This is a genomic window from Paraburkholderia sp. BR10936, assembly GCF_040965735.1.
Lineage (GTDB): Bacteria > Pseudomonadota > Gammaproteobacteria > Burkholderiales > Burkholderiaceae > Paraburkholderia > Paraburkholderia nodosa_A.
Map to the genome: position 1 here is coordinate 209,307 of NZ_JBFRCM010000009.1, position 21,069 is coordinate 230,375.

The following is a 21,069-nucleotide window of genomic DNA, read 5'->3' on the forward strand; positions in this document are numbered from 1 at the left end:
GCGCCCATGAAAAAACCGCACGGCCCTGACAGGCACGTGCGGTTTTCGAGCAACCCTGAAGCGCGATTTACTTCTTGAAGTTCGCCACGCCTTCGGTGATTTCCTTGTGGGCGGCTTCGATGCCGACCCAGCCTTCGACCTTGACCCACTTGCCCTTTTCGAGCGCCTTGTAGTTCTCGAAGAAGTGCTTGATCTGGTCCTTCAGGTACTCGGGCACGTCGTCGAGCGACTTGAGGTTGGCCGTCATCGGGCAGACCTTGTCGTGCGGGACCGCGATCAGCTTCGCGTCGACGCCCGACTCGTCGGTCATCTGCAGCATGCCGAGCGCGCGCGAGCGCACGACCGAGCCGGCCAGCAGCGGGAACGGCGTGATCACGAGCACGTCGACCGGGTCGCCGTCGCCGGAGAGCGTCTGCGGAATGAAGCCGTAGTTCACGGGATAGCGCATGCCCGTGCCGACGAAACGGTCGACGACGAGCAGGCCCAGGTCCTTGTCGGCTTCGTATTTCACCGGATCGCTTTGCGCGGGAATCTCGATGATCACGTTGAAGTCTTGCGGCAGATCCTTGCCGGCGGGGACATTTGCAAAGCTCATGAGCGCTCTCTGTTGAGAAGGGGAAAAATCGACGGCTCGCGCGGAAAAACGGCGCGGAACCGAACGTCGCGGACGTTGGAGGATGGACGCCATTATAGCCAATCGGCCAGGGCGGCCGGCAGTTCGGCCCAGGGCTTTCCCGCACGCAGATGAAGTGGCTGCTGAATTCCCGCGCGTGGCGCCCGCGATTGGCGCGATAATCGATCTGCCGGCGCGGCCCTCCTTGGGGCGATCCGAGCCACGCTTCGGCGACGTTTCCCGTTTTTGCGTTTCCCTTCCGCGTTTCATCCCCGCTTCACTCCCTACTTACGAGGCGCATACATGGAAGAAGCGAAGCACTTCATCGGCGGCGAGTGGCAATCGCCCGCCAGCGGCGAGACGCTCGCCGCGATCGATCCCTCCACCGGCCAGCCCTTCGCGCAACTCGCGCGCGGCAATGCAGCCGACATCGACTCGGCCGTCACGGCCGCACGCAAAGCCTTCGAGGGCGCCTGGGGCGCACTGAGCGCCGCCGAACGCGGGCGCATGCTGTTCGCGCTCTCGGGTCTCGTCGGCCAGCACAAGGAAGAACTCGCGCAGCTCGAAGCGCGCGACACCGGCAAGCCGCTCAAGCAGGCGCGCGCCGACGCCGCCGCGCTCGCGCGCTATTTCGAGTTCTACGCCGGCGCCGCCGACAAGCTGCACGGCGAAACGCTGCCCTACCAGGCCGGCTACACGGTGCTCACGGTGCGCGAGCCGCACGGCGTGACGGGCCACATCGTGCCCTGGAATTACCCGATGCAGATCTTCGGCCGCAGCGTGGGCGCGGCGCTCGCCACCGGCAACGCGTGCGTGGTGAAGCCCGCCGAGGACGCCTGCGTGTCGCTGCTGCGCGTAGCCGAACTCGCGCGCGAAGCCGGTCTGCCCGCGGGCGCGCTCAACATCGTCACCGGGCTCGGGCATGAGGCGGGCGCGGCGCTCAGCGCGCATCCCGGTATCGACCACATCTCGTTTACGGGCTCGCCGCAAACGGGCAAGCTCGTCGCGCAGATGGCCGCCGAGCACCACGTGCCCGTCACGCTCGAACTGGGCGGCAAGTCGCCGCAAATCGTCTTCGCCGATGCCGATTTCGACGCCGCGCTGCCCGTGCTCGTCGCCGCGATCGTGCAGAACGCGGGGCAGACCTGTTCGGCGGGCAGCCGCGTGCTGATCGAGCGCAACGCCTACGAGCCGCTCATCGACCGGCTCGCCGCCTCGTTCGGCAAGTTGCGCGTGGGTCCGGCCAGTGCCGATCTCGACTGCGGCCCCCTCATCAACGAGAAGCAGCGCCAGCGTGTGCGCGCCTTTCTCGACGAAGCGACCGCGAGCCGCATCGCCACGGCGGCAAGCGGCACGCTCGAAGCCGATGCGCCCAGCGGCGGCTTCTACGAAGTCCCGACGCTCCTGCGCGACGTGCCGCCGCAAAGTCGCCTCGCCCAGGAGGAAGTGTTCGGCCCGGTGCTCGCGGCCATGCCCTTCGAGAGCGAGGAAGAAGCGCTCGCGCTCGCCAACGGCACGCCTTATGGCCTCGTCGCCGGCATCTGGACACGCGACGGCGCGCGCCAGATGCGTCTCGCCCGGCGCGTGCGCGCGGGCCAGGTGTTCGTCAACAACTACGGCGCGGGCGGCGGCGTCGAATTGCCGTTCGGCGGCACGCGGCACTCGGGACACGGGCGCGAAAAAGGCTTCGAAGCGCTCTATGGCTTCACGGTGCTCAAGACGATTGCGATCCGGCACGGCTGAACATGTCGATACTCATACATACGGAGACACCATGCGACTCAAAGGCAAGACGGCCGTCGTGACCGGCGGCGGCTCGGGCTTCGGCGAAGGGATCGCCAGGACTTACGCGCGCGAAGGCGCGAACGTCGTCATCAACGATCTGAACGGTGACGCCGCCGAGCGCGTGGCGAGCGAGATCGCGCTCGCAGGCGGCAAGGCCATCGCCGTGCAAGGCGACATCACGCGCGAAGCCGACTGGCACGCGCTGCGCGAGGCGGCCATCGAGGACTTCGGCAGCGTGCAGATCGTCGTCAACAACGCGGGCACTACGCATCGCAACAAGCCCGTGCTCGAAGTGGGCGAAGCTGAGTTCGACCGCGTATACGCGGTCAACGTGAAGGGCCTCTACTGGAGCGTGCGCGCGTTCGTGCCGCACTTTCGGGAGCGCGGCAGCGGCGCGTTCGTCAATATCGCGTCGACGGCCGGCATCCGGCCCCGGCCCGGGCTCGTCTGGTACAACGGCAGCAAGGGCGCGATGATCGTGGCCAGCAAGGCGCTGGCGGCCGAGCTGGGCCCCGACCAGATTCGCGTGAACTGCGTGAATCCCGTGATCGGCGATACGGGGCTCACGGCGGAGTTCATGGGCGTGCCCGACACGCCCGAGAACCGCCAGCGCTTCGTCGCGACCATTCCGCTCGGGCGCTTTTCCACGCCGCAGGACGTGGCCAATGCGTGTCTCTATCTCGCTTCGGATGAGGCCGCGTTCATTACCGGCACCTGCATCGAAGTGGATGGCGGGCGCTGCGTATAGTTGCGCCCGCCAGCTGGCCGATCGGTGTTTTCCCCGACAGATACGCGCCGTCGCGCCACGGCGGCGCGTATAGAATGATCGTGCTTTCGCGTCGAATACCCGCCATATCAAGGCGGCAATACAACAAACACGCCAACGAGCAAGATCGCTTAGGAGACACCATGGCCAGTCCAGCGAATCATCTGCCGCAAGCGGGAGCGGGTGCCCCGCCCTCCGCCTTCGAAGAAGCCACGTACCGCAAAGTCGCGTGGCGTCTCATTCCGCTTCTCATGCTGTGTTACGTGGTCGCGTATCTGGACCGCGTCAACGTGGGCTTCGCCAAGCTGCAGATGAGTTCGGCGCTCAATCTCTCCGATGCGGTTTATGGCTTCGGCGCAGGCATTTTCTTCATCGGCTACTTTCTGTTCGAAGTGCCAAGCAATATCATCCTGCATCGCGTGGGTGCGCGCGTGTGGATCGCGCGCATCATGGTCACGTGGGGCCTCGTCTCCATCCTGACGATGTTCGTCACCACGCCCACCATGTTCTACGTGATGCGCTTTTTGCTCGGCCTGTGCGAGGCGGGCTTCTTCCCCGGCATCATCCTCTATCTCACCTACTGGTATCCGGCGCACCGCCGCGGGCGCATGACCACGTGGTTCATGACGGCCATCGCACTGTCGGGCGTGATCGGCGGTCCGGTGTCGGGCTGGATTCTCAAGTCCTTCGACGGCGCGAACGGCTGGCAAGGCTGGCAGTGGCTGTTCCTGCTCGAAGGGCTGCCTTCGGTGATCGTCGGCGTGCTGGTGTTCTTCGTGCTCGACGACCGCATCGGAAAAGCGAAGTGGCTCACGGAAGAAGAGCGCGCGCTGCTCGAGCGCAACATCGCCGCTGAAGATGCCACCAAGGAGGACCCGCCGATCATGACCGTGCTCACGAGCGCGCGCGTGCTGGTGATGAGCCTCACCTACTTCTCGTTCGTGATGGGCCTCTACGGCGTGAGCTTCTGGCTGCCCACCATCATCAAGGCGACGGGCGTGAAAGACGCGCTCACGATCGGCCTGCTTTCGGCGATTCCGTTCGCCGCGGCCGTGGTCGGCATGGTGCTGGTGGCGAAGAGCGCCGACCGCACGCGCGAGCGCCGCTGGCACATCGCCGTGCCGGCCGCCATCGGTGCGCTCGGCCTCGTCCTTTCGGTCACCTGGGCGCACGACACGACGCTCGCCATGACGGCGCTCACCATCGCGACGATGGGCATTCTCACCACGCTGCCGCTGTTCTGGAGCCTACCCACGGCCTGGCTCGCGGGCACGGGCGCCGCGGCCGGCATCGCACTCATCAACTCGATCGGCAATCTCGCGGGCTTCCTGAGCCCGTACGCGGTGGGCTGGCTCAAAGAGGCCACCAAGGCCAACGATTCGGGCATGTACATGCTCGCGGCGTTCATGATTCTGGGCGGTTTGCTCGCGCTTGCGGCGCCGGCGAAGCTCGTGAACCGCTAAGCGCATTACAGCTTCAGCAAAAACAAACGGCCGCCTGTTTTGCAGGCGGCCGTTTTTGTTGCGGCTTCGGATTCGTCGCGAGCTGCTTTACACCACGTTCATCGACAGCGCACTTTCCCGATAGTGCGAAGCAGCCTTCTCGCCGTCGCCGAGCTGCTCGTGCAGACGCGCGAGCGCGCGATGCGAGCGGATCTTGAGCGGCTCGTTCTGCGTGGCGTCGGCGGACTTGAGCGCGGCTTCGAGGAACGACTGCGCCTTGCCCCACAGTTGCTGCTTCAGGCACAGGCGGCCCAGCGCGAACAGCAGGTCGCCGTCCTCAGGGCGCTCCTTGCGCCAAACCTCGGCCTTCTGGATGAGCGGCAGCGCGTCGCTGCCCGCCGTGTCCGGATAGCGGCGCAGCAAGCGCGCGTCCCAGTTCTGCGCGAGCGCTTCCTCCACGATCTTGCGCGCGTCGGCCTGGCGATCGAGCGCGATCAGCAGTTCGGCGGCGCAGTCGGCGAGACGCGGCGAGTGACGCTCGACGTTCGAGAGCGACTGCCACAGTTCGAGCAGCGCGTCGGCGTTGTGGCGACGGTCGCGCAGCAGATTTTCCGCCGCGAGCTGGCGCAGGCGCACGGCCACGGCCGGGTGCAACGCTTCGCGCTTTTCCAGCGTCTTCACGAGCTTGAGCACTTCGCTCCAGTTCTTGAGCTGCTGCTGCGCGCGCAGTGCGATCTGTTGCGCGTGGATGCGGCGGCCGCCCTGCGTGCGCATTTCGGTGAGCGCGGCAAGCGCACCATCGGCGTCGCGGCCGTCGGCGCGCATGTCGGCGGTCGCCATGAGGCGCGCTTCCTGGAGGTCGGGGTCGTCGACCTGGGTGAGCCATTCGTCGCGGCGCGCGTATTCATGCAGACGGTGCGCAGCCGTCGCGCCGATCAGGCCCGCGGCGCTCGTATTCTTCGCGTCGGCGAGCGAATCGCGTGCGGCTTTCTCGGCGCGCGAGAAGCGGCCCGCGTAGAGATTGCCCACGGCATCGCGCAGCGCCGAGTTCGCCTTCTCGGCGCGCATGCGCGCGCGATAGGCGGCCACGCGGCGCGGCATCGTCACGATGTTGCGCGCGAAACGCAGGATCGCGTATAGCAGCAGGAACGCCACCACGATGCCGACCACGAACAGGTTGAGCGAGACGTCCACACGATACGGCGGATAGACGAGCAGCACCTGCCCGGTGTCGAAGCGCCCGACAGTCGCGAGCGCGACGGCAATCGCGAACAGAAGCGCGAGCCAGAGGAGTCCACGGATCGCCATGCTTACCCCCGGCTCCGGTATTGCTGGATCGCCTTCAGGCTCGTGTCGAGCGTGGGCAGCGTGACGGCGGCCGAGCCGTCGTTCACTTCCTTGAGCAGCCCGCGCACCGTTTGCGTGTCTTTCGACGCACTGTCGAAGTAGCGTGCGAGCGTGGCGTCGGCGGCCGCGAGGTCGGACTTGAGCGTGTCCTGGTTGCGCGAGAGCAGCGACAGGCGCGCCGAAAGCAGACGCAGCTTCAGGTTCTCACGCACGAAATAGCCTTGATCGGGCGACACGAGCATGGCGTCCGCGTTGTCGATGCGGCGCACCTGCACGAGGCTCGCGATCTGCTTGCCCACGCCGTCGACGAAGGTGTCGATCCACACCTTCCATTTCGGCTGGTTGGTCGCCGCGGCAACCTGGGCGATATCGGCGGGCTGTGCAGCCTCCGGCTTCGTATGCGCGACGATCGCCTCGCCCGAAAGCGGCAGCGAGTCGATCTGGCCGAGCGCGGTGTCGAGCTTGATGGCGAGGCCCGTGAGGTCCGTCGACGGTGCGGCCTTGAGCTTGTCGATGTCCTGCGCGATCGCCTTGCGCACGGCGATGGCCTGCGCGTTGTCCGAGGCGGCGAGGCGCGTGTCGGCGCTTTGCAGCGCGAACAGTGCGAGCTGCGTGTTGCCCGTGAGCTGGAGCTGCTCGCTCGCGCTCGACAGCATCTGGCCGACTTCGGCGAGCGTCCAGTCGTCGCGGCTCTTCGACAGGTCGGCGTATTGCTCCGCGAGCGCCTGCTGCGAATTCTGCGCGTCGGCGATCTTGCCTTCGAGCTGGGCGATCTGCTTGTCGACCTGCTGTGCGCCCGCCACAGCCTGGTCGGCGCGCGCACGCAGCGCGGCGGTCTGCTGCTCGCTCGCCTGCTGGCGTTGAATGGCCTGCATGCCGAGGTTGTCGACCTTGCGATTGAGGAAATAGCCGCCTGCGCCCGAGCCCGCCGCGACCAGCACCAGGACGAGCCACAGCAGCGCCGAGCCTGCGCCGCGCCGCCCGTTGCCCGCGCCCGGCGGTGGCGCCAGCGGCGCGGAAGAGCCCGCGCCCGACGACGCATACGAAGGCCGCGCCGATGCGCTGCCCGAAGCCGACGCGCTGCTGGAAGCGGCCGCGCCCGTGGCGAGGGCGCCCTGGTTTGTTGTGCTGCTTGAGTTGTTCGAATCTGTCATGCGTGGGTTGGCCGGCGCTTGGGCCGGAGTGTTCTGAACCGGTTGAACAACGGAAGAAGCGAGGCTTAGCAGCGTCTCGACGATGCGTTCGTCGCCCGCGCCGGACACCGTAATCCTATCAAAACCCATTGAGCGCGCCGTCTCGGCGATCCGCGGGTGCGGCGCGACAAGCGGCGCATGACGCAGCTCGACGATCTCGCCGGCCGTGAGGTGCTCGCGCGCGAGTTCGTCGAGGTTGCGCACGCCCTCGGAGCTCGTGACGAGCCACGCGTGCGGCGCGCCTTCGAGCAGCGCGTGCACCTGCGTCCAGGCGGCAATGGGCGGCTCGGGCACGACGCGGCGGTAGGCCGCCACGGTCTCGACCTCGGCGCCCGCTTCGCGCAGACGCTCGGCGAGCCACTCGCGGCCGCCGTCGCCGCGCACGATCAGGACGCGCTTGCCCGCGAAGGCATCCACGCCGAAGGTCTTTTCGAGCGCGGCGTAAAGCGACTCGGAATCGAAGCGCGCGGGCTCTTCTTCCCCCGCGCCCGCAGGGCTCACCACGCGATGCTCGGGGGCCGCCACGCCGTGCCGCTCGAGTGCGGCCACGCTCGCCGGGCCGACCACGGCCACGGGCAGCGCGGGCGGCCAGATCGACGAGACCGAGGCATAGCATGCGAACGCGCGATCGACGGCGTTCGGCGAAACGAACACGACGAGCGCATAGCGTTCGAGCGAGCCGAGCGCGGCGCGCAGCGGCGCTTCGTCGGTCACGGGCGCAATGGCGATGAGCGGAAAGTCGAGCGTGCGCATGCCGTGCTGCGCGAGTCGCCCCGCCAGACCATCCGACTGACCGGCCGGCCGGGTCATGACGACGGTGAATGGCTTACCGTCGCCATTGCCATTGCCATTGCCATTGCCATTGCCATTGCCACCATGGCTGTTATCGCCGCTTGCCGGTGACGCGCGCTTCGCGCCGGTAGAGGCGTCGCCCGGCCCGCCCCAGTCGTCGGGCTGGTCGGGGTTGCCGTATGGTTGCCTCGGGCCGGCCATCATCTGGAGGCCGGGCCTTCGCCCGCGCCGGTAGGGTTGTGGGCGGCGCCGCCGCTGGCGGGCGCCGCATTCGGACCATCGGCGGCCTGGGCCGCGTCCGCGAGTGCGCGCACGATCTCGAGCGCGCCCTGCGCGATGAGGTCGTCGGCAACGCGGCGGCCGAGCGCCATGGCATCGTCGAGCGTGGATGCCGCGGTGGCCTCCTGCGCCGCGAGCACCCGGCTCGCGTCGGGCATGGCGATCGTGCCGCGCAGCGCAAGCTTGCCATCGTGCCACTGCGCGTAGGCCGCGAGCGGCACCGTGCAGCTGCCGCCCAGTGCGCGCGAAACCATGCGCTCGGCTTCGACGGCCTTCGCGGTGGCGTCGTCGTGCAACGGCGCGAGCCATGCGGCAATATCGGCGCGATCGGCGCGGATCTCGATGCCGAGCGCGCCCTGCCCCGCCGCCGGCAGGCTGTCCTCGGGCTCGATGAGCGCGCGGATACGCGCGCCGAGGCCAAGGCGCTTCAAGCCCGCCGCCGCGAGAATGATGGCCGCGTAATCGCCGCGGTCGAGCTTGGCGAGGCGCGTGTCGAGATTGCCGCGCAACGGCTTCACGTCGAGATGCGGATAGCGCGCGCGGATCATCGACTCGCGGCGCAGGCTCGACGTGCCCACCACGCTGCCCGCCGGCAACGCGGCGAGCGAGTCGTAGTCGTTGGAGACGAACGCGTCGCGCGGGTCCTCGCGCTCCATGATGGCCGCGAGCGTGAAGCCTTCCGGAAGCTCCATCGGCACGTCCTTGAGCGAGTGCACGGCGAGATCGGCGCGGCCCTCGGCCAGCGCCTGCTCCAGTTCCTTGACGAAAAGACCCTTGCCGCCCACCTTCGAGAGCGTGCGGTCGAGAATTTGATCGCCGCGTGTCGTCATTCCAACAATTTTCACGTCGCAGGCTGGATATAATTTGTGCAGCGCAGCTTGCACATGCTCGGCCTGCCACATCGCGAGGCGGCTCTCCCGCGAAGCGATCACCAGGGTGCGGGGCATGGGCGCGGATAACGTCTCGGAGTTCATGGCAAGTACATCGAATGACGGGATGAAAAGCAGGATCGGATAACAGGCAATGTTAGCACGCGCCCTTTTTACCGCCTCCCCGCTGGGACAGGCTGACAGGGCGCGGGCGGCGGCAAGGAAGAGACTCAGGCGTTGCAGCGGCGCTTACTGTACCCATCGTAGGCAAACTGGCGCGCGTCTGGCATGCGGCTGGCACAAACGCGGCCCGCGCGGCCGCGGCGCCGCTTCGGCTTGCGCTCGCCCTCGCGAGCGGCGCACTCTCCAGCAAGGCCTGCACCCGGCGCACCGCCATTGGCGAGCCGCGCCGCCTCTGCCCTATCCGCACGGCTCGCACAGGGTGGCACCTTCCGCCCTCTCCAGGTTGCACCCGCAGTACACGGCCCGGCACGCGCCGCGGTCATGCAGTTGGCAGTTCTCCGACTAACCTGCCCATATCCTGGCAAGCCTCAAGGAAAACATCGTGAAGTCTTCCGGCTCGGCGCGCGCAGAGCGCCGCAACACCGCATCGCAGAACGCAACTTCGAAGGCCGCATCGGCCGCGCCGTCCACGAAACCGGCGAAAACGACGAAGACCACGAAATCCGCGACGACGAGACCGGCCGCCGAGGCTGTCAAGGCGGCGAAGAAGCCGAAGGCCGAAAAAGCGACGAAGGCCACGAAGGCGGTGAAGGCTCCGAAAACGCCCGCCGGCGCTTCGCGCAATGGTCGCGCGCGCGACGACAAGGACCAGCCGCTCTTCGAAGACATCCGCTACCTGGGCCGCCTGCTCGGCGAAGTGCTGCGCGAGCAGGAAGGCGACGCGGTATTCGACGTCGTGGAATCCATTCGTCAGACCGCCGTGCGCTTTCGCCGCGAGGACGACAGCGCCGACGCGCTCGCGCTGGAAAAGCAGTTGCGCGCGCTCTCGCCCGAGCAGACCGTGAGCGTCGTGCGCGCGTTCAGCTACTTCTCGCATCTCGCGAACATCGCTGAAGATCGCCACCGCAACCGCCGCCGCCGCATTCATGACCTCGCGGGCTCGGCGCCGCAGGCGGGCACCATCGCGCATTCGCTCGAACGTCTCGCACTGGCGGGCGCGGCCGCGACGCCGGTGCTCCAGCAGTTCTTCAACGACGCGCTGATCGTCCCCGTGCTCACCGCGCACCCCACGGAAGTGCAGCGCAAGAGCACGCTCGACTCGCAGCACGACATCGCGCGCCTGCTCGCCGAGCGCGACCAGCCGCTCACGCATCGCGAGCTCGAGCACAACGAGTCGCTCCTGCGCGCGCGCGTGACCTCGCTCTGGCAAACGCGCATGCTGCGCGAGTCGCGCCTGACCGTGGGCGACGAAATCGAAAACGCGCTTTCGTATTACCACACGACCTTCCTCACCGAGATCCCGGCGCTTTACAGCGAGATCGAAACGCAGCTAAAGGAGCACGGCCTTTCGGCGCGCCTGCCCGCGTTCTTCCAGATGGGCAGCTGGATCGGCGGCGACCGCGACGGCAACCCGAACGTCACGGCCGCCACGCTCGAAGAAGCGAGCGAGCGCCAGGCGCAGGTGATCCTGCAGCATTACCTCGACGAAGTGCACCGCCTCGGCGCCGAGCTTTCGGTGTCGAACCTGCTCGCGGGCGCAAGCGAAGAACTGAAGGCGCTCGCCGAAGCCTCGCCCGACCAGTCGCCGCACCGCGTGGACGAGCCGTATCGCCGCGCGCTGATCGGCGTATATACGCGCCTCGCCGCGAGCGCGCGCGTGCGTCTGGGCGAAGGCGTGGTGGCCGTGCGCAGCGCGGGCCGCAACGCCGCGCCCGTGCGTGCCAAGCCCTATGCCGATGCCGACGAGTTCTCGCGCGACCTGCATATCCTGATGGATTCGCTCGCCGAGCATCACGGCGCGTCGCTCGCCACCACGCGGCTTGCGCCGCTCATGCGCGCCGTCGACGTGTTCGGCTTCCATCTCGCCTCGATCGATCTGCGCCAGAGTTCGGACATCCACGAAGCCGTGATTACGGAGCTGCTCGCGCGCGCCGGTGTCGAAGCCGACTACGCGGCGCTTTCCGAAGAAGACAAGCAGATCGTGCTGCTCGCGCAGCTCGCCGATCCGCGCACGCTGCGCTCGCCGTACCTCGACTATTCCGAGCTCGTGAAAAGCGAGCTGGGCGTGCTGGAGATGGCGCGCGTGACGCGCGAGAAGTTCGGCGCGCGCGCCGTGCGCAACTACATCATCTCGCACACCGAAACGGTTTCCGACCTGCTCGAAGTGATGCTGCTGCAGAAGGAAACCGGCCTCATGAGCGGACGCCTCGGCCACGCGGAAGACCCCGCGAAGGCCGCGCTGATGGTGATCCCTCTCTTCGAGACGATTCCCGACTTGCGCCACGCGCCGGGCATCATGCGCGACCTGCTCGCGCTGCCCGGCATCGACGCCATCGTCGAGCACCAGGGCAACGAGCAGGAAATCATGCTCGGCTACTCGGACAGCAACAAGGACGGCGGCTTCCTCACCTCGAACTGGGAGCTGTACCGTGCGGAACTGGCGCTCGTCGCGCTATACAAGCAGCGCGGCATCACGCTGCGTCTGTTCCACGGCCGCGGCGGCACGGTGGGCCGCGGCGGCGGCCCGACCTACAACGCGATCCTCTCGCAGCCGCCGGGCACGGTCGAAGGCCAGATCCGCCTGACCGAGCAGGGCGAAGTCATCGCGAGCAAGTTCGGCAATCCGGAGATCGGCCGCCGCAACCTCGAAACGGTGATCGCCGCGACGCTCGAAGCGACGCTGCTGCCGATGGGCGGGGCGAGCAACGCGCCCGACCAGCTGCCCGCGTTCGAGCAGACGATGCAATCGCTCTCCGACGCCGCGATGGCCGCGTATCGCTCGCTCGTCTACGAGACGCCCGGCTTCACCGACTACTTCTTCGCCTCCACGCCGATCACGGAAATCGCCGAGCTGAACATCGGCAGCCGCCCGGCCTCGCGCAAGCTGCAGGACCCGAAGAACCGCAAGATCGACGATCTGCGCGCGATTCCGTGGGGCTTCTCGTGGGGCCAGTGCCGCCTGCTGCTCACGGGCTGGTACGGCTTTGGCAGCGCGGTGGCCTCGTATCTCGACGATGCGGGCAGCGACGCCGAGCGCGCGCGCCGTCTCGCGATGTTCAAGAAGATGTACAAGACCTGGCCGTTCTTCTCGAACCTGCTCTCGAACATGGACATGACGCTCGCGAAGACCGACCTCGCGGTGGCCTCGCGCTACGCGCAACTCGTCGCGGACAAGAAGCTGCGCAAGCTCGTATTCGAGCGCATCGTGGCCGAATGGGAGCGCACGACGAAGGTGCTCGGTGAGATCACGGGCGCCCCCGGACGACTCGCCGACAACCCGCTGCTCGCGCGTTCGATCAAGAACCGCTTCCCGTATCTCGATCCGTTGAATCACTTGCAGGTGGAGCTGATCAAGCGCTATCGCGCCGGCGACCCGAGCCCGCGCGTGCGGCGCGGTATTCATCTGACGATCAACGGGATTGCGGCGGGGCTGCGCAATACGGGTTGAGCGTTCGCGCTGTGCTCCGGTGCAAACGGCGTCGTGCCCTCGCGGTCACGACGCCGTTTTTTGTTGCCTCAGGCGAACTTCAATCGCGCCGCGTCGCCTCGATCATCAGTGCATCGAGCTTGAACGACATATCGCTCTGCACATCGAAGTATTGGCGCACTTCATCGGGCGCGCGCTCCCACATCGAGCGGATCGCCGTCACGCGCTCCGGCGGCGTGCGCATGCGCGCGACCCACGAATCGAAGTCGAGCGCGATGCGCCAGCGCTCGCTCACCTTCGCGTCGAAGCCGGCGGCGTCGAGCATCGCGATCCACTCGTCGGCGCGGTAGTCGCGAATGTGCGACGCATCGCGCAACAGTTCGATCGCCTGAATATGCGTGTCGTAAAGCGGATCGTCGATGCCCGCGATGTCGATGAACTTGAGCCGGCCGCCCGGCTTGAGTACGCGGTGCACTTCGGCAAGCGCGCGCGGCACGTCGCGCCAGTGGTGCGCGCTCATGCGGCGCACGGCCCAGTTGAAGCTCGCGTCGGCGAACGGCAGCGTTTCCGCCGCGCCCTGCTGCGTGCGCACGGTCGTCAAGCCGCGCTCCTTCGCGGCGGCTTCGACCGTGGCGAGCATTTGCGGAGCGATGTCGTAGGCCACGACTTCGCGCACGTGCGGCGCCACGGCGAAGCTCGCGTGGCCCGCGCCGCAGCCCATGTCCAGCACCGTCGCATTGCCGCAGGTGGCCGCGAAGGTCGCGGCGAGGTTCTCCAGATCCGCGCCGCTCGCGTGGACCTGGCTCGTGAGGTAGGCGGCGGCGGTCGAGCCGAATGCGTCGGCGACCTGATCGTGATGCTTCATCGCATGCTCCTTTTGCGGGTTCTTATGCGGTGCTTTATGTGGGGCGCGAAGCGGCGAGCGCCGCGCGCCGAGGGGTCTGCAATCTCCGGGCTGGCTGACGTGGCGGCCCGTCGCCGCGTCAGACGCTACAATAGAGTCCGTTTTGTACCAGTACAAGTTAAGCGATTATTCTGGTATCGCTGCCACTAGCCCCACGCCCAATGAGCCTCGATACGCCCTCCCCGGCTTCACCCGCCGCCGCCGGCAAAACCCTCGACGCAACGCCCGCCCGCGCGCTGGGCGAATTCATCCGCGCCCATCGCGAGCGTCTTTCGCCCGCGGAGGTCGGCCTGCCGCCCGGCCCGCGCCGCCGCACGCCTGGCCTGCGCCGTGAGGAAGTCGCACAGCTGTGCGGCGTGAGCCCGACCTGGTACACGTGGATCGAGCAGGGCCGCCCCGTTTCGGCTTCGGCGGACGCGCTCGCGCGCATCGCCGTCGCACTGCGGCTCTCGCGCGCCGAGCGCGCCTATCTGTTCGAGCTGGCCGCGCAGCGCGACCCCGCCGAGCCCGATCCGGCCACCGCCGCGGACGCGCCCGCCACGCTGCTGCAAACGGTGAAGCTCGTGGACGCCCCCGCGTACGTGCTCGACCGCCAGTGGACCGCGCTCGCCTGGAACGCGCATGCGGCGGACCTCTTCACGGGCTGGCTCGACGGCGAGCACGACCGCAACCTGCTGCGCTTCACGTTCACCGAGCCGCTCGGGCGCGAGCTGATCGTGGACTGGGAAACGCGCGCGCGGCGCCTGGCCGCCGAGTTCCGCGCCGACTCCATCCGCCACCTCAACGACGCGCCCACGCGCGCGCTGATCGACTCGCTGATCGCCGCGAGCGACGACTTCGCGCGCTTCTGGGCCTCGCAGGACGTGTTCGAGCGCGAGGGCGGCCGGCGCGAGTTCAACCATCCGCGCCACGGCCGCATCGCCTGCGACCAGATCACCTTCAAGCCCGCGCATCGCGAAGATCTCAAGCTCGTGGTGCTGGTGCGGCTCTGAGCGGCGCGGGCCGCCTGGCGGCGTTGCGGCAGAGCGCCAATGTTAAAATCGAGTTCTTTCCCGCCGTGCTTGACGCAATGCAGCGCAATGCGCCGCGCGGCACGCCTTCTCACCGCTTGCTCGTTCACGCCCCATCACCATGACGTCCCAACTGCACAAAAAAGGCGAAGCCTGGTCGGCTCGCTTCTCCGAACCCATGTCGGAGCTGGTCAAGCGCTACACGTCGTCGGTCTTCTTCGACAAGCGCCTCGCGCTCGTCGATATCGAGGGCTCGCTCGCGCATGCATCGATGCTGGCCGCGCAGAAGATCATCTCCGCCGACGACCTCGCCGCCATCGAGGGCGGCATGGCGAAGATCAAGGGCGAGATCGAGCGCGGCGAATTCGAATGGCTGCTCGACCTCGAAGACGTGCACCTGAACATCGAAGCGCGCCTGACCGCCCTGATCGGCGATGCGGGCAAGCGCCTGCACACGGGCCGCTCGCGCAACGACCAGGTCGCGACCGACATCCGCCTGTGGCTGCGCGGCGAGATCGACCGCATCGGCGGCTTGCTCGGCGACCTGCGCGGCGCGCTGCTCGACCTCGCTGAACAGCACTCGGGCACGATCATGCCTGGCTTCACGCACCTGCAAGTGGCGCAGCCGGTCACCTTCGGCCATCACCTGCTCGCCTATGTGGAAATGTTCACGCGGGACGCCGAGCGCATGGTGGACTGCCGCAAGCGCGTGAACCGTCTGCCGCTCGGCGCGGCGGCGCTCGCGGGCACGAGCTTTTCCGTAGACCGCTTCGCCGTGGCGAAGACGCTGGGCTTCGACGGCATCTGCGCAAACTCGCTCGACGCCGTGTCCGATCGCGACTTCGCCATCGAATTCACGGCGGCGGCCGCGCTGGTGATGACGCACGTCTCGCGCTTCTCGGAAGAGCTGGTGCTGTGGATGAGCCCGCGCGTGGGCTTCATCGATCTGGCCGACCGCTTCTGCACGGGCTCGTCGATCATGCCGCAAAAGAAGAACCCGGACGTGCCGGAACTCGCGCGCGGCAAGACCGGCCGCGTGAACGGCCATCTCATGGCGCTCCTCACGCTCATGAAAGGCCAGCCGCTCGCCTACAACAAGGACAACCAGGAAGACAAGGAGCCGCTGTTCGACACGGTCGATACCGTGGCAGACACGCTGCGCATCTTCGCGGAGATGGTCGCGGGCATCACGGTCAAGGAGCAGGCGATGCGCGCGGCGGCGCTGCAGGGCTTCTCCACGGCCACGGATCTGGCCGACTACCTCGTCAAGAAGGGCCTGCCGTTCCGCGACGCGCACGAAGCCGTGGCGCACGCGGTGCGGATCTGCGTGGACCGCAACTGCGATCTGGCCGACCTCACGCTCGACGAGATGCGCCGCGAACTGCCGGCCGTGTCGAACCTGCTGGCCGAAGACGTGTTCGCAGTGCTGACGCTCGAAGGCTCGGTCTCGGCGCGCAACCACCCGGGCGGCACCGCGCCCGAGCAGGTGCGTGCGGCCATCGCGGCGGCGCGCGCGGCGCTCAAGTAAGCGCAGCGCAACGGGCGGAAAACGCTCGCAGTCTAAAGCCCAACCGGGCGCGCGACGGACAACGTCGCGCGCCCGGTTTGCTTTTGGGCGGCGCACAAGGTGACCATGCCCATGAGGACACACATGACAGCGCGCTGTACCCGCAGCAAAATGCCGGAAGTGTGCGCCCGGCAGCCGCGCGTCATGGCCTACGATCCCGCGCCATACTGACGACTTGCTCCGTCAGGTTTCGTCTTCGCCCCCAACACCTGCCCCATGATCGTCCGCCCTCACCTCCACTGGTTCCGCATGCTGCTCGCGTGGCGCGGCTCCGTGCTGCCGCAACTTCTGCCGCGCCTCTTCATCGTGCTGGTACTGTCGATCATCGCAGTGGCCGCGCACGATCACATCCTCAAGCTCACGGTCAACCTGAGCACCGTGCCGTTCTCGCTGATCGGTATTGCGCTCGCGGTGTTTCTCGGCTTTCGCAACAGCGCGAGCTACGACCGCTATTGGGAGGGCCGCAAGCTCTGGGGGCAAATGCTCAATGAGACGCGCTCGCTGGTGCGCCAGGCGCTGACGCTCCCGCGCAGCGGCGACGAAGCGGCAACACGCGAGCGGGCGAGCGAACTGGCCGGTCTGCTCGCTGCGCTGCCGCATGCGCTGCGCCATCAACTGCGCAACACCGACCCGCGCGCCGATCTCGAGTCGCGCCTGGCGCCCGCGCTGTTCGCGCGCGTGATGGCGGCGCGCTACCGCCCGGCCACGCTCCTGCTGTGCGCTTCGGAATGGGTCCAGCGCGAGACGCGCGAAGGCCGCCTCGACGGCTACGCGGTGCTCGCGTTCGAACATAATCTCAATGGCATTTCGGATGTGATCGGCGGGTGCGAGCGCATCGTCTCCACGCCGCTGCCGTTCGCCTATACGGTGATGATTCATCGCACCGTGTACTTCTTCTGCGCGATGCTGCCGTTCGGCCTCGTCGACAGCATCGGCGGTTTGACGCCGATCTTCGCCGTGTTCGTGGCCTACGCGTTCATGGCCCACGAGGCGATCGCCTCGCAGCTCGAAGACCCGTTCGGCACCGAAGACAACGACCTCGCGCTCAACCTGATGTCGACCGGCATCGAAGTCGCGTTGCACGACCTGATGGGCGAGCCGACTGCGCTGCCGGCGCGCGCGCCGGAGCAGTTCATCCTCGACTGAAGGCGCAGCCTCAGTGGTTGTTCACCGTTTCGGCGAGGCGCTTCAAGGTCGCGAGGCGCCCGCCTAGCAGATCGAGTCGCGCATGCTCGTCGATGAGCGGCGTGGTCGCGTCGCGATACGCGCGCCAGTCGCTTTGTGCGCGTGCAACCGTAGGCCGGGCGTGCTTCGGTATGCGCGCATAGAGCTGACGGTAGTAGCGATTGAGGTCATAGCTCACGTGCTCGCAGCGCGCATCGGCGCTGCAGGCGCGCACCTTCGGCGCGTCGCCGTCGTAGGTCGTCGCCTGGGTGCGCAGCGCGAGCGCGCGATCGCGCACCGGCTGCAGGCGCATGTCCGCCTCGTAGAGCTGGTAGGTGCTGCCGCTCGTGGTCGCGAATGCGGCGCCGAGCATGGTGTCCTCGGCGTCGCGCCAGGCCACCCACTTCTGCTGGCTCAGTTGCCAGCGCTTTTGCTGCGCGGCCGGCAGCTTCGCGAGCAGTTGCGCGAGCGCGTTGTCGGCGGCCTTGCGCCATGCGGTGCGCGCGTCGTCCATGCACTGGATCTGGCCAGCCGTCGACGACCGGTCCGCGCGCGCGAGACAGGTGCGCATGGCCGTATCGATCGGATCGGCCGCCGCGACCTCGGCGCGCGCCGCCGGTGCCACGGCGAACAGCACCGTGGCGGTCGAAATCACCGACAGCGTCGACACCATCGCAGCAAAATAACGCGCTAGCCGCGCCGAAGAACCATCCAACATCCCCTCCCCTCGCGCGTTCAGTCGCGCACGCAATCCACGAAATACTCGATGCGGCCGTTGATGGTCTCGCCCACGAGCCCGTGGATGTCGGTATGGAAGCCCGGGAAGCGCTCATTGAACTCGCGCGCGAACTTCAGATAATTCACGATCGTCTTGTTGAAGCGCTCGCCCGGAATCAGCAGCGGAATACCCGGCGGATACGGCGTGAGCAGGATCGACGTGACGCGGCCTTCGAGTTCGTCGACAGGCACGCGGTCGATCTCGCGGTGGGCGAGCTTCGCGAATGCATCCGACGGCTTCATCGCAGGCTCCATGCTCGAGAGGTACATCTCGGTCGTGAGGCGCGCGATATCGTTGGCACGGTAGACGCTGTGGATCTGCTGGCACAGGTCGCGCAGGCCCACGCGCTCGTACATCGGATGCTGCGCGACGAATTCGGGCAGCACGCGCCAGAGCGGCTGGTTGTTGTCGTAGTCGTCCTTGAACTGCTGGAGCTCGGTCACCATCGAGTTCCAGCGACCCTTCGTGATGCCGATCGTGAACATGATGAAGAACGAGTACAGCCCCGTCTTCTCGACGATGATGCCGTGCTCGGCCAGGTACTTCGTCACGATCGCGGCGGGAATGCCGGTCTCGCCGAATTCGCCGTCCACGTCCAGACCCGGCGTGACGATGGTCGCCTTGATCGGGTCCAGCATGTTGAAGCCTTCCGCCAGCGCGCCGAAGCCGTGCCAGTGGTCGTTCGGGCGCAGCATCCAGTCTTCGCGCGAGCCGATGCCTTCTTCGGCCAGCTCGTCCGGGCCCCAGACCTGGAAGAACCAGTCGTCGCCGTACTCGGCGTCCACCTTGCGCATGGCGCGGCGGAAGTCGAGCGCTTCGGCGATCGACTCTTCCACCAGTGCCGGGCCGCCCGGCGCTTCCATCATCGCGGCGGCCACGTCGCACGACGCGATGATCGCGTATTGCGGCGACGTGGACGTGTGCATCAGATACGCCTCGTTGAAGCGGTGGCGATCGAACGCGCTGTCTTCCGAATCCTGCACGACGATCTGCGAGGCCTGCGAGATGCCGGCGAGCAGCTTGTGCGTCGAGTGCGTCGCGAACACCAGCGCCTTGGTACGCGGACGGCCCGCGCCGATCGCGTGCATGTCCTGATAGAACTCGTGGAATTCGGCGTGCGGCAGCCAGGCTTCGTCGAAGTGCAGCGTGTCGAGCATGTCGCCGAGCAGATCCTTGATCATCTCGACGTTGTAGACCACGCCGTCGTACGTGCTCTGCGTGATCGTCAGAATGCGCGGCTTCACGTTCGGATTCTTTGCGAGCGCCTCACGGGCGAACGGATTCGCCTCGATCTTCTTGCGGATGTTTTCCGGCTTGAACTCGTCGCGCGGAATCGGGCCGATGATGCCGAAGTTGTTGCGCGTCGGCGTGAGGAACACGGGAATCGCGCCCGTCATCGTGATCGCGTGCAGGATCGATTTGTGGCAGTTGCGGTCGACCAGCACGATGTCGCCGGGCGCGACCGTTGCGTGCCAGACGATCTTGTTCGACGTGGACGTGCCGTTGGTCACGAAGAACACGTGGTCCGCGCTGAAGATGCGCGCCGCGTTGCGCTCCGAGGCCGCGACCGGGCCGGTGTGATCGAGCAGCTGGCCGAGTTCCTCGACCGCATTGCAGACGTCGGCGCGCAGCATGTTTTCGCCGAAGAACTGGTGGAACATCTGGCCGAGCGGATTCTTCAGGAAAGCGACGCCGCCCGAGTGACCCGGGCAGTGCCACGAGTACGAACCTTCGTCGGCGTACTTGACGAGTTCCTTGAAGAACGGCGGCGCGAGCGCGTCGAGATACACGCGCGCTTCGCGAATCACGTGGCGCGCGACGAACTCCGGCGTGTCCTCGAACATGTGGATGAAGCCGTGCAGCTCGCGCAGGATGTCGTTGGGCAGATGGCGCGAGGTACGCGTCTCGCCGTACAGGAAAATGGGGATGTCCGAGTTGCGCTTGCGCACCGCTTCCATGAACGCGCGCAGCGCGACGATGGCGGGCGCGTGCTCGGGCGCTTCCTCGTCCGAGCCTTCGACGTAGGGCAGCAGCTCGTCGTCGTCGATCGAGAGGATGAAGCACGCGGCGCGGCTCGACTGCTGCGCGAACGACGTGAGGTCGCCGTAGCTCGTCAGCCCGAGGACTTCCGCGCCCTCTTTCTCGATGGCTTCGGCGAGCGCGCGGATGCCGGAACCCGAGATGTTCTCGGAGCGAAAGTCTTCGTCGATGATGACGACGGGAAAACGAAACTTCATGGGCGATTCTCCAAAAGAAACGACCGCTGCATATGACGCGCAGCGGTCCCCGTATGTCGTTGAATCCGGTAGTGTTGTGCGCTGGAACTCAGGTCTTCGGCAGGGTGACGCCGTGCTGGCCTTGATACTTGCCGCCGCGATCCGCGTACGAGACCTCGCAGATCTCGTCGCTTTCGAAGAACAGCACTTGCGCCACCCCTTCGTTCGCGTAGATTTTCGCAGGCAAAGGTGTCGTATTTGAGAATTCGAGCGTGACATACCCTTCCCACTCGGGCTCGAACGGCGTGACGTTCACGATGATCCCGCAGCGCGCGTAGGTCGACTTGCCCAGACACACCGTCAGGACGTTGCGCGGAATGCGGAAATACTCGACCGTGCGCGCCAGCGCGAACGAATTGGGCGGGATGATACAGACGTCGCCCTTGAAGTCCACGAACGATTTTTCGTCGAAGTTCTTCGGATCGACGATGGTCGAATTGATGTTCGTGAAGATCTTGAATTCGTCGGCGCAGCGGATGTCGTAGCCGTAGCTCGAGGTGCCGTAGCTCACGATCTTGCGGCCGTCTTCCGACATACGGACCTGATCGCGCACGAACGGCTCGATCATCTTCTGCTCTTCGGCCATGCGCCGGATCCACTTGTCGGACTTGATTGCCATGTTCGCTACTTGACGAGAAATTCGGGTCGGGAAAGCATGCGGACGGACCCACCGG

At 66.9% G+C, this 21,069-nt stretch carries 16 protein-coding genes; 7 read left to right on the forward strand and 9 right to left on the reverse strand.

Annotated features, from left to right (window positions below; genetic code table 11):
* Nucleotides 1–67: 67 nt before the first annotated feature.
* Nucleotides 68–595, reverse strand: a complete 528-nt coding sequence (gene ppa, locus AB4Y36_RS20395) for an inorganic diphosphatase (RefSeq protein WP_028207725.1) — start codon at nt 593–595, stop codon at nt 68–70.
* A 321-nt stretch (nt 596–916) separates the two neighbouring features.
* On the opposite strand from ppa, the gene AB4Y36_RS20400 reads away from it, so the two are divergent.
* The 3 genes from AB4Y36_RS20400 (at nt 917) to AB4Y36_RS20410 (ending at nt 4,627) form a co-directional block, all read left to right on the forward strand.
* Complete coding sequence (locus AB4Y36_RS20400) at nt 917–2,356, forward strand: aldehyde dehydrogenase family protein (RefSeq protein ID WP_368616963.1); 1,440 nt, start codon at nt 917–919, stop codon at nt 2,354–2,356.
* Nucleotides 2,357–2,387: 31 nt separating this feature from the next.
* Nucleotides 2,388–3,146 (forward strand): SDR family oxidoreductase, encoded by a 759-nt coding sequence (locus AB4Y36_RS20405; RefSeq protein ID WP_368683936.1) that lies wholly within the window; start codon nt 2,388–2,390, stop codon nt 3,144–3,146.
* A gap of 161 nt (nt 3,147–3,307) precedes the next feature.
* Nucleotides 3,308–4,627, forward strand: a complete 1,320-nt coding sequence (locus AB4Y36_RS20410; RefSeq protein WP_368683937.1) for an MFS transporter — start codon at nt 3,308–3,310, stop codon at nt 4,625–4,627.
* Nucleotides 4,628–4,714: 87 nt separating this feature from the next.
* Here AB4Y36_RS20410 and AB4Y36_RS20415 read toward each other — a convergent pair whose 3' ends face one another.
* The 4 genes from AB4Y36_RS20415 to AB4Y36_RS20430 form a co-directional block, all read right to left on the reverse strand.
* Complete coding sequence (locus tag AB4Y36_RS20415) at nt 4,715–5,914, reverse strand: heme biosynthesis protein HemY (RefSeq protein WP_368616961.1); 1,200 nt, start codon at nt 5,912–5,914, stop codon at nt 4,715–4,717.
* A 2-nt stretch (nt 5,915–5,916) separates the two neighbouring features.
* Nucleotides 5,917–7,956 carry a fused uroporphyrinogen-III synthase HemD/membrane protein HemX gene (gene hemDX, locus AB4Y36_RS20420; protein ID WP_368683979.1) on the reverse strand — a complete coding sequence of 680 codons (2,040 nt, stop codon included), beginning with the start codon at nt 7,954–7,956 and terminating at the stop codon, nt 5,917–5,919.
* Between the two features lie 182 nt (nt 7,957–8,138).
* On the reverse strand, nt 8,139–9,191 hold the full coding sequence (gene hemC / locus AB4Y36_RS20425) for a hydroxymethylbilane synthase (RefSeq protein ID WP_069265424.1): 1,053 nt from the start codon (nt 9,189–9,191) through the stop codon (nt 8,139–8,141).
* 420 nt (nt 9,192–9,611) lie between these two features.
* Complete coding sequence (locus AB4Y36_RS20430; protein WP_368683938.1) at nt 9,612–9,848, reverse strand: hypothetical protein; 237 nt, start codon at nt 9,846–9,848, stop codon at nt 9,612–9,614.
* Between the two features lie 7 nt (nt 9,849–9,855).
* Here AB4Y36_RS20430 and ppc point away from each other — a divergent pair, with 7 nt between their 5' ends.
* Nucleotides 9,856–12,717, forward strand: coding sequence for a phosphoenolpyruvate carboxylase (gene ppc / locus AB4Y36_RS20435; protein WP_256094747.1), 2,862 nt, complete (start codon nt 9,856–9,858; stop codon nt 12,715–12,717).
* A gap of 79 nt (nt 12,718–12,796) precedes the next feature.
* On the opposite strand, the gene AB4Y36_RS20440 is transcribed toward ppc, so the two are convergent.
* Entirely contained in the window at nt 12,797–13,561 is a 765-nt protein-coding gene (locus AB4Y36_RS20440; protein ID WP_368683939.1) for a methyltransferase domain-containing protein, read from the reverse strand.
* Between the two features lie 200 nt (nt 13,562–13,761).
* Here AB4Y36_RS20440 and AB4Y36_RS20445 point away from each other — a divergent pair, with 200 nt between their 5' ends.
* The 3 genes from AB4Y36_RS20445 to AB4Y36_RS20455 all read left to right on the forward strand — a co-directional run bounded on the left by AB4Y36_RS20445 (nt 13,762) and on the right by AB4Y36_RS20455 (nt 17,323).
* Nucleotides 13,762–14,592 (forward strand): helix-turn-helix transcriptional regulator, encoded by an 831-nt coding sequence (locus AB4Y36_RS20445; protein ID WP_368606879.1) that lies wholly within the window; start codon nt 13,762–13,764, stop codon nt 14,590–14,592.
* A 139-nt stretch (nt 14,593–14,731) separates the two neighbouring features.
* Nucleotides 14,732–16,138, forward strand: a complete 1,407-nt coding sequence (gene argH / locus AB4Y36_RS20450; RefSeq protein ID WP_069265428.1) for an argininosuccinate lyase — start codon at nt 14,732–14,734, stop codon at nt 16,136–16,138.
* Between the two features lie 255 nt (nt 16,139–16,393).
* A complete protein-coding gene (locus AB4Y36_RS20455) occupies nt 16,394–17,323 on the forward strand; it encodes a bestrophin family ion channel (protein ID WP_342947878.1) in 930 nt (309 codons plus the stop codon).
* A gap of 10 nt (nt 17,324–17,333) precedes the next feature.
* Here the strand turns inward: AB4Y36_RS20455 and AB4Y36_RS20460 are convergent, their stop codons facing one another.
* From AB4Y36_RS20460 to dcd, 3 genes are all read right to left on the reverse strand, one after another.
* On the reverse strand, nt 17,334–18,014 hold the full coding sequence (locus tag AB4Y36_RS20460; protein WP_368606883.1) for a lysozyme inhibitor LprI family protein: 681 nt from the start codon (nt 18,012–18,014) through the stop codon (nt 17,334–17,336).
* A gap of 62 nt (nt 18,015–18,076) precedes the next feature.
* A complete protein-coding gene (locus AB4Y36_RS20465; protein ID WP_069265431.1) occupies nt 18,077–20,356 on the reverse strand; it encodes an arginine/lysine/ornithine decarboxylase in 2,280 nt (759 codons plus the stop codon).
* 88 nt (nt 20,357–20,444) lie between these two features.
* Nucleotides 20,445–21,014, reverse strand: coding sequence for a dCTP deaminase (gene dcd / locus AB4Y36_RS20470; RefSeq protein WP_028207739.1), 570 nt, complete (start codon nt 21,012–21,014; stop codon nt 20,445–20,447).
* Between the last annotated feature and the right edge of the window lie 55 nt (nt 21,015–21,069).